The sequence below is a fragment of the Pseudomonas sp. SIMBA_067 genome, from assembly GCF_046534675.1.
GTDB classification, from domain to species: Bacteria; Pseudomonadota; Gammaproteobacteria; order Pseudomonadales; family Pseudomonadaceae; genus Aquipseudomonas; species Aquipseudomonas putida.
Genome location: NZ_JAWRYH010000011.1, coordinates 17,259 through 30,411 on the forward strand (window position 1 = coordinate 17,259; position 13,153 = coordinate 30,411).

At 61.2% G+C, this 13,153-nt stretch carries 12 protein-coding genes; 9 read left to right on the forward strand and 3 right to left on the reverse strand.

Going from position 1 to position 13,153, the window contains the following annotated elements:
* Nucleotides 1-43 precede the first annotated feature (43 nt).
* Nucleotides 44-1,972, forward strand: a complete 1,929-nt coding sequence (locus tag SB765_RS21575) for an ATP-binding cassette domain-containing protein (RefSeq protein ID WP_016500749.1) — start codon at nt 44-46, stop codon at nt 1,970-1,972.
* A 125-nt stretch (nt 1,973-2,097) separates the two neighbouring features.
* Here the strand turns inward: SB765_RS21575 and SB765_RS21580 are convergent, their stop codons facing one another.
* Nucleotides 2,098-2,538 (reverse strand): universal stress protein, encoded by a 441-nt coding sequence (locus SB765_RS21580; RefSeq protein WP_016500748.1) that lies wholly within the window; start codon nt 2,536-2,538, stop codon nt 2,098-2,100.
* 110 nt (nt 2,539-2,648) lie between these two features.
* Between SB765_RS21580 and SB765_RS21585 the strand changes: the two genes are divergently transcribed.
* The 7 genes from SB765_RS21585 (at nt 2,649) to SB765_RS21615 (ending at nt 11,072) form a co-directional block, all read left to right on the forward strand.
* A complete protein-coding gene (locus tag SB765_RS21585) occupies nt 2,649-3,086 on the forward strand; it encodes a hypothetical protein (RefSeq protein WP_016500747.1) in 438 nt (145 codons plus the stop codon).
* Nucleotides 3,087-3,707: 621 nt separating this feature from the next.
* The gene (gene fadB, locus SB765_RS21590) at nt 3,708-5,855 is read left to right on the forward strand and encodes a fatty acid oxidation complex subunit alpha FadB (protein ID WP_016500746.1); all 2,148 of its coding nucleotides are present in this window, start codon (nt 3,708-3,710) and stop codon (nt 5,853-5,855) included.
* A gap of 31 nt (nt 5,856-5,886) precedes the next feature.
* Nucleotides 5,887-7,062, forward strand: coding sequence for an acetyl-CoA C-acyltransferase FadA (gene fadA / locus SB765_RS21595; protein WP_016500745.1), 1,176 nt, complete (start codon nt 5,887-5,889; stop codon nt 7,060-7,062).
* A gap of 76 nt (nt 7,063-7,138) precedes the next feature.
* Nucleotides 7,139-7,390 (forward strand): DUF1653 domain-containing protein, encoded by a 252-nt coding sequence (locus tag SB765_RS21600; protein ID WP_016485639.1) that lies wholly within the window; start codon nt 7,139-7,141, stop codon nt 7,388-7,390.
* 100 nt (nt 7,391-7,490) lie between these two features.
* A complete protein-coding gene (gene topA, locus SB765_RS21605) occupies nt 7,491-10,100 on the forward strand; it encodes a type I DNA topoisomerase (RefSeq protein ID WP_410931875.1) in 2,610 nt (869 codons plus the stop codon).
* Nucleotides 10,101-10,272: 172 nt separating this feature from the next.
* A complete protein-coding gene (locus SB765_RS21610) occupies nt 10,273-10,788 on the forward strand; it encodes a DUF6586 family protein (RefSeq protein ID WP_341798047.1) in 516 nt (171 codons plus the stop codon).
* Between the two features lie 50 nt (nt 10,789-10,838).
* Nucleotides 10,839-11,072 carry a hypothetical protein gene (locus tag SB765_RS21615; protein WP_004376430.1) on the forward strand — a complete coding sequence of 78 codons (234 nt, stop codon included), beginning with the start codon at nt 10,839-10,841 and terminating at the stop codon, nt 11,070-11,072.
* Nucleotides 11,073-11,122: 50 nt separating this feature from the next.
* Here SB765_RS21615 and sulA read toward each other — a convergent pair whose 3' ends face one another.
* Complete coding sequence (sulA, locus tag SB765_RS21620) at nt 11,123-11,599, reverse strand: SOS-induced cell division inhibitor SulA (RefSeq protein WP_229609948.1); 477 nt, start codon at nt 11,597-11,599, stop codon at nt 11,123-11,125.
* A gap of 13 nt (nt 11,600-11,612) precedes the next feature.
* The gene (lexA, locus tag SB765_RS21625) at nt 11,613-12,221 is read right to left on the reverse strand and encodes a transcriptional repressor LexA (RefSeq protein ID WP_016500740.1); all 609 of its coding nucleotides are present in this window, start codon (nt 12,219-12,221) and stop codon (nt 11,613-11,615) included.
* A gap of 216 nt (nt 12,222-12,437) precedes the next feature.
* Between lexA and SB765_RS21630 the strand changes: the two genes are divergently transcribed.
* The gene (locus SB765_RS21630) at nt 12,438-13,145 is read left to right on the forward strand and encodes a TetR/AcrR family transcriptional regulator (protein WP_016500739.1); all 708 of its coding nucleotides are present in this window, start codon (nt 12,438-12,440) and stop codon (nt 13,143-13,145) included.
* The last annotated feature ends 8 nt before the right edge of the window (nt 13,146-13,153 follow it).

Sequence of the window (13,153 nt, forward strand, 5' to 3'; positions counted from 1 at the left end):
GGCCAAGTCAGGTAGAATGCGCGCCCGATTTATGGAGACCAACATGACCCTGCTCAAATTCAGCGATGTGTCCCTCGCATTCGGCGCCATGCCGCTGCTGGACAAAGTGTCCTGGCAGATCGCTCGTGGTGAGCGGGTGTGCATCATCGGCCGCAACGGTACTGGCAAATCCAGCATGCTGCGCCTGGTCAAGGGCGAGCAGAAGGGCGACGACGGTGAAGTCTGGCGTGCCCCGGGCCTGAAGATCGGCGAGCTGCCGCAGGAACTGCCGGTGGCCGACGATCGCACGGTCTTCGATGTGGTGGCCGCAGGCCTGGATGGCGTCGGTGAGTTGCTGGCACAGTTCCATCACCTGAGCATGAATATCCAGAACGACGAAGACCTGGAAAAGCTCATGCACGTCCAGCACGAGCTGGAAGCCCGGGATGGCTGGCGCCTGCAGCAAGTGGTGGAAAGCACCCTCAGCCGCCTGCAGTTGCCGGCCGACAAGACCCTGGCCGAGCTGTCCGGTGGCTGGCGCCGCCGTGTGCTGCTGGCCCAGGCGCTGGTGTCCGAGCCCGACCTGCTGCTGCTCGACGAGCCTACCAACCACCTGGACATCGGTGCCATTGCCTGGCTCGAAGAGGCCCTGCGCAGCTTTAACGGCGCGGTCCTGTTCATCACCCACGACCGGTCCTTCCTGCAGAACCTGGCCACCCGCATCCTTGAACTGGACCGTGGCGGCCTAATCGACTGGAACGGTGACTACGCCAGCTTCCTGGTGCACAAAGAGGCCGCACTGGCCGCCGAAGAAACCGCCAACGCGCTGTTCGACAAGCGCCTGGCCCAGGAAGAAGTGTGGATCCGCCAAGGCATCAAGGCCCGCCGCACCCGTAACGAAGGCCGCGTGCGTGCGCTGAAAGCCTTGCGCGTGGAGCGTGGTGAGCGCCGCGAACGCCAGGGCAAGGCCAACATCCAGATCGAGTCGGCAGAAAAATCCGGCAAGCAGGTGATGGTGCTGGAAAACGTCAGCTTCCATCACGCCGGCGGGCCAATGCTGGTCAAGGACTTTTCCATGGTCCTGCAGCGTCAGGACCGTATCGGCCTGCTGGGCGCCAACGGCACCGGCAAGACCACCTTGCTCAAGCTGATGCTCGGCGGCCTGGAACCCACGTCGGGCAAGGTCGAGAGCGGCACCAAGCTGGAAGTCGCCTACTTCGACCAGATGCGCCACCAGCTCGAGCTGGAAAAGACCGTGATCGACAACCTGGCCGAAGGCCGTGACTTCATCGAGATCGACGGCCAGAACCGCCACGTGCTGAGCTACCTGGGCGACTTCCTGTTCAGCCCGCAGCGTGCCCGCACGCCGGTCAAGGCATTGTCGGGTGGCGAGCGTGCGCGCCTGTTGCTGGCCAAGCTGTTCAGCAAGCCGGCCAACCTGCTGGTGCTCGACGAACCGACCAACGACCTGGACGTTGAAACCCTCGAACTGCTCGAAGAAGTGCTGTCCAACTACAAGGGCACCGTGCTGATGGTCAGCCACGACCGGGCCTTCCTCGACAACGTCGTCACCAGTACCCTGGTGTTCGAAGGCGAGGGCAAGGTGCGTGAGTACGTCGGCGGCTACGAGGACTGGATTCGCCAGGGTGGCTCACCGAAGCTGCTGGGCGTGACCGAGAGCAAAGGCGGCAAGTCGGCGCTCAACAGCGCAGTGGTGGAGAAAGTCGAGGACAAGCCCGCGCCAGTTGCTGCGCCGGTGGCGGAAGAAGCTTCGAAGAAGAAGCTCAGCTACAAGCTGCAGCGTGAGCTGGAGATGCTGCCAGGGCAGATCGACCAGGTTGAGCAGCGCATGGCTGAGGCTCAGGAAGAAGTGAATGCGGCTGGCTTCTACCAGCGGCCGATTACTGAAACTTCCGCAGTGCTGGCCAAGATCGAGAAGCTCCAAGGTGAGCTGGATGCGCTGGTAGAGCGCTGGGCCGAGCTGGAAGGCTGATCGGCGTCAGCCTGAACTGGCCCTATCGCCGGCAAGCCAGCTCCCACAGGTGCACCACAGGTTTCAAGCTTTGTGGTATCCCTGTGGGAGCTGGCTTGCCGGCGATAGGGCCGGGGCAGGTTAAATCATTCTTTCTTTTGCAGCCGCACTGCCAGTACATCACACGGTGCGCCGTGCAGCACGTCATTGGCCGTGGAACCCAGCAGCAACGCCAGGCCATGGCGGCCATGGCTGCCGACCACGATCAGGTCGCACTTCTGGTCCTTGGCCAGTTGGTGGATTTCCTGGCGCGGCTGGCCGTAGGTCAGGTGTGAGTCGCCCCGGTTGATCTCAGGGTATTTGTTGAACAGGCGGTCCATGCGCTCCTTGGCCTGGTCGAACTGTTGCTGTTGCAACTGCGACAGGTCCATGGGCACGTCACCGCCGAATGCCATGGCCATCGGCTCGACGATGTGAACCAGGGACACCTTGGCGCCTGAGGGCTCGGCGAGCTTCATGGCACGCTTGATCACCGGGTCGCATTCTTCGGTCAGGTCGACGGCGACCAACAAATGTTCATATTGCATGAGCGGTACTCCTGGCAATCGCGATAGAAGAAGTATGGTCGCTTTCGGGCGGGTCTTCCGTGAAAAATGGCTAACCAGCTCATTTGCAACGCTTTATGGGAACTACTGATATGACGGTATTGCTGGTGGTGTCAATCCTTGCGCTGATTCTCAGCCCGCTTTCCTGGCTGCGCGGCTCGCGCAAGCAGAGCGAGCAGATGAAGCTGCGCCTGGAGGCACGGCGAATGGGGCTGGGTATGCAGCTGGCGCCGCAGCAATGGCCGCACTGGCTCGAAAAGGAGCCGCCAAGCCCTTGCCCGCAGTACCATCGGGCACGGCGTCGGGGGCACGAAGACAGCTTCAGCTTCTGGCAGATCAGCCCAGGGGTATGGTGGAACCAGTGGCGTGAGCCCTGCGAAGATCCACGCTTCATTGAGCCCCTGGCGCGCTTGCCGGCGAGCGTCTACAAGGTCGAAGCCGATGCGCGGATGATCGCCCTGTACTGGACTGAACGGGGCGATACGGCTGTGTTGCAGGATGTTGCCTACGTCCTCGAAACCCTGGCTTGAACCCTGGGGCCACCTCGTACCTGTAGGAGCAGCCTTGTGCTGCGAAGAGGCCGATACGCCCGGAACACCTCTATCAGGCATACCGGCCGCTTCGCAGCACAAGGCTGCTCCTACAGGTACGGCGCAGGCGTTCAGGGCTTTAAACGACAAAGCGGCGGCTTGGCAGAACCCTGAAGGGGTGGGGTGCCAAGTCGCCGCTTTGCGTTCTGCTGCGCAGAAAAGGCCAGGCAGGCCGGGTATTCATTCAAGCAGGTGGCAGTGTAGCCGCCTTGGGTTGCCGCGCAAGTCGAAAGTCGCAGCGTTATTCAATCGGCCGTGGTCAATCGCTGACATGAATGGTCGGCGATCACTGTCATCATGTTTTGTACCCAGACGATACAAAGTGACTGGAAAGTCGCGTTTTCGCCGTGCTCGTGAGCATTTGACAACGCCGATCTTTTCGGAGAATGTGTGCACACCCAAATCAAACGGGCGTATGAATTGAGCGTTTGTATGTCATGACGCCAAGCCATACTTCCGACTAGCGCGCTGACGGGTGTGCCTGGGGCAGGGCAGCTAGGCCTGCTTCTGCTGCAGCGATCGGCGTGTACAGTTCAGCTTCCATATCGTGGAGATCAGTTGATGATTTACGAAGGTAAAGCCATCACGGTTAAGGCTCTTGAAAGTGGCATCGTCGAGCTCAAGTTCGACCTCAAGGGTGAGTCCGTCAACAAGTTCAACCGCCTGACCCTGAACGAGCTTCGCCAGGCCGTCGATGCCATCAAGGCCGACGCCTCGGTCAAGGGCGTTATCGTCAGCAGTGGCAAGGACGTGTTCATCGTCGGCGCCGACATCACCGAGTTCGTCGACAACTTCAAGCTGCCCGAGGCCGAACTGGTCGCCGGCAACCTGGAAGCCAACCGCATCTTCAGCGCCTTCGAAGACCTCGAAGTGCCGACCGTTGCGGCCATCAACGGCATCGCCCTGGGCGGCGGCCTGGAGATGTGCCTGGCCGCCGACTACCGGGTCATGTCCACCAGCGCCAAGATCGGCCTGCCTGAAGTCAAGCTGGGCATCTACCCCGGCTTTGGCGGCACCGTACGCCTGCCGCGCCTGATCGGTTCGGACAACGCTGTCGAGTGGATCGCCTCCGGCAAGGAAAACCGTGCCGAAGACGCCCTGAAAGTGGGTGCCGTCGACGCCGTGGTCGCCCCTGAGTTGCTGCAGGCCGGTGCCCTGGACCTGATCAAGCGCGCCATCAGTGGCGAGCTGGACTACAAGGCCAAGCGCCAGCCCAAGCTGGAAAAGCTCAAGCTCAATGCCATCGAGCAGATGATGGCCTTCGAGACCGCCAAGGGCTTCGTTGCCGGCCAGGCCGGCCCGAACTACCCGGCCCCGGTCGAAGCCATCAAGACCATCCAGAAAGCCGCCAACTTCGGCCGCGACAAGGCCTTGGAAGTCGAAGCAGCAGGCTTTGCCAAGCTGGCCAAGACGTCGGTTGCCGAAAGCCTGATCGGCCTGTTCCTGAACGACCAGGAACTCAAGCGCAAGGCCAAGGCGCATGACGAGATCGCCCATGACGTGAAGCAGGCCGCCGTGCTCGGTGCCGGCATCATGGGTGGCGGCATCGCTTACCAGTCGGCGGTCAAAGGCACCCCGATCCTGATGAAGGATATCCGCGAGGAAGCCATTCAGCTGGGCCTGAACGAAGCCTCCAAGCTGCTCGGCAACCGCGTCGACAAGGGCCGCCTGACCCCGGCCAAGATGGCCGAGGCGCTCAACGCCATTCGCCCGACCCTGTCCTATGGCGATTTCGCCAATGTCGACATCGTCGTCGAAGCCGTGGTCGAGAACCCGAAAGTGAAGCAGGCCGTGCTGGCCGAGGTGGAAGGCCAGGTGAAAGAGGATGCGATCCTTGCGTCCAACACCTCGACCATCTCCATCAACCTGCTGGCAAAAGCGCTCAAGCGCCCGGAAAACTTCGTCGGCATGCACTTCTTCAACCCGGTGCACATGATGCCGCTGGTGGAAGTGATCCGTGGCGAGAAGTCCAGTGAAGTGGCGGTCGCCACCACCGTGGCCTACGCCAAGAAAATGGGCAAGAACCCGATCGTGGTCAACGATTGCCCGGGCTTTTTGGTCAACCGCGTGCTGTTCCCGTATTTTGGCGGCTTTGCCAAGCTGGTCAGTGCCGGTGTCGACTTCGTGCGCATCGACAAGGTCATGGAAAAATTCGGCTGGCCGATGGGCCCAGCCTACCTGATGGACGTGGTCGGCATCGACACCGGCCACCACGGGCGTGACGTGATGGCCGAAGGCTTCCCGGACCGCATGAAGGACGAGCGCCGCTCGGCCGTCGACGCGCTGTACGAGGCGAACCGCCTGGGCCAGAAGAACGGCAAGGGCTTCTATGCCTACGAAACCGACAAGCGCGGCAAGCCGAAGAAAGTCTTCGACGCCGCCGTACTGGACGTGCTCAAGCCAATCGTGTTCGAACAGCGCGAAGTCACCGACGAAGACATCATCAACTGGATGATGGTCCCGCTGTGCCTGGAGACCGTGCGCTGCCTGGAAGACGGCATTGTCGAAACCGCTGCCGAAGCCGACATGGGCCTGGTGTATGGCATTGGTTTCCCTCCCTTCCGCGGTGGTGCGCTGCGTTACATCGACTCGATCGGTGTGGCCGAATTCGTCGCCCTGGCCGATCAGTACGCCGATCTGGGGCCGCTGTACCACCCGACTGCGAAGCTGCGTGAAATGGCCAAGAACGGCCAGCGCTTCTTCAACTGAGCGGTCAACGAGCTAGAGCGAGAGATTTGATATGAGCCTTAATCCAAGAGACGTGGTGATTGTCGACTTCGGTCGCACGCCAATGGGCCGCTCCAAGGGTGGCATGCACCGCAATACCCGCGCCGAGGACATGTCGGCGCACCTGATCAGCAAGCTGCTGGAGCGTAACGACAAGGTCGACCCGAAGGAAGTCGAGGACGTGATCTGGGGCTGCGTCAACCAGACCCTGGAGCAGGGGTGGAACATCGCCCGCATGGCGTCGCTGATGACCCCGATCCCGCACACTTCTGCAGCGCAGACCGTCAGCCGCCTGTGCGGCTCGTCGATGAGTGCACTGCACACCGCTGCCCAGGCGATCATGACCGGTAACGGCGATGTATTCGTGATTGGCGGGGTGGAGCACATGGGCCACGTCAGCATGATGCACGGCGTCGACCCCAACCCGCACCTGTCCTTGCATGCTGCCAAGGCTTCCGGGATGATGGGCCTGACTGCGGAAATGCTCGGCAAGATGCACGGCATCACCCGTGAGCAGCAGGACCTGTTCGGCGTGCGTTCGCACCAGTTGGCCCACAAGGCCACGGTCGAAGGCAAGTTCAAGGACGAGATCATCCCGATGCAGGGCTATGACGAGAACGGCTTCCTGAAGGTGTTCGATTTCGACGAAACCATTCGCCCGGAAACCACCCTCGAAGGCCTGGCGTCGCTCAAGCCCGCGTTCAACCCGAAAGGCGGTACCGTCACTGCCGGTACCTCGTCGCAGATCACCGACGGCGCTTCGTGCATGATCGTCATGTCCGGCCAGCGTGCGATGGACCTGGGTATCCAGCCATTGGCGGTGATCCGTTCGATGGCGGTGGCCGGTGTCGATCCGGCGATCATGGGTTATGGCCCGGTGCCGTCGACCCAAAAAGCCCTCAAGCGCGCCGGGCTGACCATGGCCGATATCGACTTCATCGAGCTCAACGAAGCCTTTGCTGCACAGGCCTTGCCAGTGCTGAAAGACTTGAAAGTGCTCGACAAGATGGATGAGAAGGTTAACCTGCACGGCGGCGCCATTGCTTTGGGCCACCCGTTCGGTTGCTCCGGGGCGCGCATTTCGGGCACCCTGCTCAACGTCATGAAGCAGAATGGCGGTACCCTGGGGGTGGCGACCATGTGCGTCGGCCTCGGTCAAGGTATCACCACTGTCTTTGAACGCGTCTGATCGCGTTGCGGGACAGCAACCGGGGCCTTGTGCCCCGGTTTTGTTTTTTCAGGATTAATTCAAGAGGGTGGGCAACATGCAGATACAACCAGGCGTATACCGGCATTACAAAGGGCCTGAGTACCGTGTCTTCAGCGTTGCGCGGCATTCCGAGAACGAAGAGTGGATGGTGTTCTACCAATGCCTGTATGGTGATTACAGCTTCTGGGTGCGCCCCCTTTTGATGTTCCAGGAGTCTGTCGAGGTTGACGGCGAGCAGGTGCCACGCTTTGCTTTGGTCAAGGCCGAAGAAGGGCTGCCAGGGTTGCTGGGCAAGTCGCACGAGTGATCACCCGAGCTTGACCTCACACTTTTGCCACTATATATAGCGGTGCCGCGTTTGGTACCTGACGCGTTTTTCATTTTCAGATTCAGGAATACTCCGATCCATGGGCAAATCGCTGGTCATTGTGGAATCCCCGGCCAAGGCCAAGACCATCAACAAGTATTTGGGCAACCAGTACGTGGTGAAGTCGAGTATCGGCCATATCCGAGACCTCCCCACCAGCGGTTCGGCCAGCGCAAGCAAAGAGCCAGCCGCCAAGCGTGGCAAGGCCGCGGGGGAGGCTCCGGCGCTGTCGCCGAAAGAAAAGGCCCGCCGCCAGCTGGTGGCACGCATGGGCGTCGACCCGGATCACGGCTGGAAGGCCAAGTACGAGATCCTGCCTGGCAAGGAAAAGGTGATCGAAGAGCTGCGTCGCCTGGCGAAGGATGCCGACACCATCTATCTCGCAACCGACTTGGACCGCGAGGGGGAAGCCATTGCCTGGCACCTGCGCGAAGCCATCGGCGGTGACGACACCCGCTACAAGCGCGTGGTGTTCAACGAAATTACCAAGAAGGCCATCCAGGAGGCTTTCTCGCAGCCAGGCGAGCTGGACATCGACCGGGTCAATGCCCAGCAGGCGCGGCGGTTCCTCGACCGTGTGGTCGGTTACATGGTTTCGCCGCTGCTGTGGGCCAAGATTGCCCGCGGCCTGTCCGCTGGCCGTGTGCAGTCGGTCGCGGTGAAGCTGGTGGTGGAGCGCGAGCGTGAAATCCGCGCATTCATCCCGGAAGAGTATTGGGAGATCCACGCCGACCTCGGTACCGCCAAGAACGCCAAGGTGCGTTTCGAGGTGGCGCGCGAGAAGGGCGAGGCCTTCAAGCCGCTGAACGAAGCCCAGACCATGGCTGCGCTGGAGAAGCTCAAGGCTTCCAGCTACAGCGTGGTCAAGCGTGAAGACCGCCCGACCAGCAGCAAGCCATCGGCGCCGTTCATTACCTCCACTCTGCAGCAGGCGGCCAGTAACCGCCTGGGCTTCGGGGTGAAGAAGACCATGATGATGGCCCAGCGCTTGTATGAAGCCGGCTACATCACTTACATGCGTACAGACTCGACCAACCTGTCGGTCGATGCCCTGGACATGGCGCGCAACTATATCGAGCGCGAGTTCGGCAAACAGTACCTGCCGGATGCGCCGCTGGTATACGGCAGCAAGGAAGGGGCCCAGGAGGCGCACGAAGCGATTCGTCCTTCCGATGTGAACACCCACCCGACCAAGCTCAGTGGCATGGAGCGCGACGCCGAGCGCCTGTACGAGCTGATCTGGCGCCAGTTCCTGGCCTGCCAGATGCCGCCGGCGCAGTACCTGTCCACCAGCGTCACCGTGGCTGCTGGCGACTTCGAACTGCGTGCCAAGGGCCGTATCCTCAAGTTCGACGGTTATACCCGTGTGTTGCCGCAGCAGAGCAAGCCGGGCGAAGACGACGTGCTGCCAGAGATGGTCCAGGGCGAAGCGCTGAAGCTGATTCAGATCGATCCGAGCCAGCACTTTACCAAGCCACCGGCACGCTTCACTGAAGCCAGCCTGGTCAAGGAAATGGAAAAGCGCGGTATTGGTCGCCCGTCGACCTATGCGGCGATCATCTCGACCATCCAGGACCGTGGCTATGTGACGTTGCACAACCGCCGTTTCTATTCCGAGAAAATGGGCGACATCGTCACCGAGCGCCTGTCGGAAAGCTTCTCCAACCTGATGGACTACGGTTTTACCGCCGACATGGAGGAGAACCTCGACGACGTGGCCCAGGGCGAACGTGACTGGAAGAACGTGCTCGACGAGTTCTACGGCGACTTCAGCAAGAAGCTGCAGACTGCCGAGTCCAGCGAAGGCGGGATGCGCGCCAACCAGCCGACCATGACCAACATTCCGTGCAAGGAATGTGGCCGGCCGATGATGATTCGTACTGCTTCCACCGGTGTGTTCCTGGGTTGCTCGGGTTACACCTTGCCGCCAAAAGAGCGCTGCAAGGCCACCGTCAACCTGGTGCCGGGTGACGAGATTGCCGCTGACGACGAGGGTGAATCGGAATCCCGCGTGCTGCTGGGCAAGCACCGTTGCCCGATCTGCGCCACGGCGATGGACGCTTACCTGCTGGATGAGAAGCACAAACTGCACATTTGCGGTAACAACCCGGATTGCGTGGGCTACGAGATCGAAGAGGGCAGCTACCGCATCAAGGGTTACGAAGGGCCGAGCCTGGAGTGCGACAAGTGTGGCAGCGAGATGCAGTTGAAGACCGGCCGTTTTGGCAAGTTCTTCGGCTGCACCAATCCAACCTGCAAGAACACCCGCAAACTGCTCAAGAGTGGCGAGGCGGCACCACCGAAGATGGACAAGGTGGACATGCCGGAGCTCAAGTGCGAGAAGGTCGACGACACTTACGTGCTTCGTGACGGCGCTTCGGGGTTGTTCCTGGCCGCCAGCCAGTTCCCGAAAAACCGCGAAACCCGTGCGCCGCTGGTGATGGAAATCGTGCCGCACAAGCACGAAATCGATTCGAAGTACCACTTCCTGTGCGATGCGCCGCAGAAAGACCCGGATGGCCGCCCGACGGTAATCCGCTACAGCCGCAAGACCAAGGAGCAGTACGTGCAGTCCGAAGTCGATGGCAAGCCGACCGGCTGGAAGGCGTTCTACGACGGCAATGCCTGGAAGGTTGAAGACAAGCGCTGATCTTTCAGTGCTTTAATTGGGGCCGCTTCGCGCCCCTTCGCGGCACAAGGCCGCTCCTGCAAGGAATCGTGTTCTCTTGTAGGGGCGGCCTTGTGCTGCGAAGGGGCGCGAAGCGGCCCCAATCATTTATGATGCATGTATTCGCCTTGCAGCCTGATGGGAGGGCACAGAAATGGCCCAGGAAACCTACACCCGCACCAACCAGAAACTATTCTTCGCCGGTCTCGCCCTCGAGTCCATGGCCAAGGCTGAACAAAGCCAGGCCATGAACGCCCAAGGCATGGTTCAGGCTGAGCGCGAGTCGGCGCTGTTTCACCTGTATGGCGCGCTGCTGGGCCTATGCCATGAAATCGGAGTCTTCTACCGACTGCCGGTTGTCGCAACGGTCGAGCAGGCGCTGGCCGACGATGCGCTCAATGGCATCGCCATACCGGAAGTGGCCGAGTTGCTGGAATTGGCCCGCCAGCGCGAAACCTGGCTGGCGCAGATGCTGAGTGCTTATGCCGATTTGTTCCGACCACCGGTCGCCAGGAAAGCGCCAAAAACCGACGTCACCCAGCCATTGATCCAGGCCGTCAATCTCGATGAGCCCGAGCATCCTGCGCTGTCGCGTGCCGAGCTGGAAAGCTGGCGCAACAACCTCAAGGGCCTGGTGAGACGTTTCCGCGATGCGTTGAGTGAGTGCTGATAGCCGTTACGGCTGGTACAATATTGGCCTTTCGCGGAGAACTGCCATTTATGTCTACGTCTTTTCTAGAAATTGTCGAGTTGCCTGATGGCCGCATCGAACTGCGTCGCGCCGAGGATGAGGGCTCCCTGGTAACCTTGGATTTCTCGGAAGACGCCAAGGCGTTCCTGCAGGGCCAGCACGTAGAAGTGGCCAAGGCCATGCTCAGCGTGGGTGTGCAGATGGCAGGTCGCCTGATGGATGGCGAGCTTGAGCGTGATGAAGGGCCGCGCGTGCTGCACTGAAGGTGCAGCAGGGCATCAGGTTTGTTCAAATGACAGGCAAAGCCTGAACATCAGCCGAGGCGGATGTTCAGGCTTTGTGCGTTTCCGACACTGGCAGCGCGCTGCAATTGCTGGCGTGCAGTGGCGTTGACGTTGCCCAGCCAGCTGACCACGGTGTGGCTGAGGCCCAGGCGCAGGGCTTCGCAGGCCAGTTGCAGCGGGGTTTGGTTAGCGCGAGGTTGCAGCAGCAGGATGCGTTCACGGTTGAGGCCGGCATCGCGCAGCCAGGCCTGGGTCAGGCTCGACGGCGGGGCGATCAGGGTCAGCCAGCGGGCCTCGTCCTCTTCGCTCAGCTCGCGCAGTACCGGTGCCAGCAGGCTTTGGCAGTGCCCGGGGGCGCCGCGCAGCGACAATTCGCTGAACAGTTCGGGCTGGTTGCTCTTGCGCGCCAGTTCGCTGGCTTTCAGGCCCGGTAGTACGGGCTGGGCGAGAAATGCTTCGAACAGGGGCAACTGGGCTTGCTCGGGTGCGTGAATGAACTGCTGCATGACGCCTCCTGGATCAGCGGCGAATGACGCCGACGCTCAAGCCCTCAATCACCAGTTCCTGATCTTTCAGGTCAACTTCGATGGGGGCGAATTCGGGGTTTTCGGCAAGCAGCCAGACCTTGCTGCCTTCACGCTTGAAGCGCTTGACGGTCACTTCGTCACCAATGCGGGCCACGACGATCTGACCGTTGCGGGCTTCGCGGCAGGTGTGAACTGCCAGAAGGTCGCCGTCGAAGATGCCGACGTCCTTCATGCTCATGCCGTGGACGCGCAGCAAATAGTCGGCCTGGGGGTGGAAGAAGGCAGGGTTGATATTGCAGGATTGCTCAATGTGCTGTTCGGCAAGAATTGGCGCACCGGCAGCAACCCTGCCGATGATCGGCAAGCCGCTTTCTTCTGCCTTGGTATCCAGGCCTGGAATGCGGATGCCGCGCGAGGCGCCCGGGGTCATCTCGATCGCGCCCTTGCGGGCGAGGGCCTTGAGGTGCTCCTCGGCAGCGTTGGGCGACTTGAAGCCCAGCTCCTGAGCGATCTCGGCGCGTGTCGGCGGGAAGCCGTTGTCTTCCAGGCAGCGCTTGATGAACGCGAGAATTTCGGCTTGGCGTGGCGTCAGTTTCAACATGGTGAGCGCTCTGTCTTTTTGTACAGTGACTGGGATTATATACAGTACTGGATGCGCTGCAAGCCAAATGGCGCAATAAACCTGAGCGGTGGCGCTTGCAGCCCGCAGCCAGGCTGCTTTTAAATGGCGACCGCCCGGTCACCGAGCCTTGACAGAAGCAGGCCTGAAACGTATGTTTCAAACACCTGTTTGTCTGGCGGAGCACGCGGAGTAGTCATGGCCCAATCGGAAACCGTTGAACGCATTCTCGATGCTGCCGAGCAGCTGTTCGCGGAAAGGGGGTTCGCCGAGACCTCGTTGCGGCTGATCACCAGCAAGGCCGGGGTCAACCTGGCGGCGGTCAACTATCATTTCGGCTCCAAGAAGGCACTTATTCAGGCCGTGTTCTCGCGCTTCCTCGGGCCCTTCTGCGCCAGCCTCGAACGCGAGCTGGAGCGGCGCCAGGCGAAGCCGGAGCACAAGCCCAGCCTCGAAGAACTGCTGGAAATGCTGGTGGAGCAGGCGTTGGCCGTGCAGCCTCGCAGCAATAACGACCTGTCGATCTTCATGCGCCTGCTGGGCCTGGCCTTCAGCCAGAGCCAGGGCCACCTGCGGCGTTACCTGGAAGACATGTACGGCAAAGTGTTCCGCCGCTACATGCTGCTGGTCAACGAGGCCGCGCCTCGTATTCCGCCACTGGAACTGTTCTGGCGCGTGCACTTCATGCTGGGTGCCGCCGCCTTCAGCATGTCCGGTATAAAGGCCCTGCGGGCAATTGCCGAGACCGACTTTGGCATCAACACCTCGATCGAGCAGGTGATGCGCCTGATGGTACCGTTCCTGGCCGCAGGCATGCGTGCCGACAGCGGCGTCACCGACGAGGCCATGGCCACGGCGCAGCTGCGGCCACGCAGCAAGACTACCGCGATCACCGCCAAGGCCTGAAGGCTGGG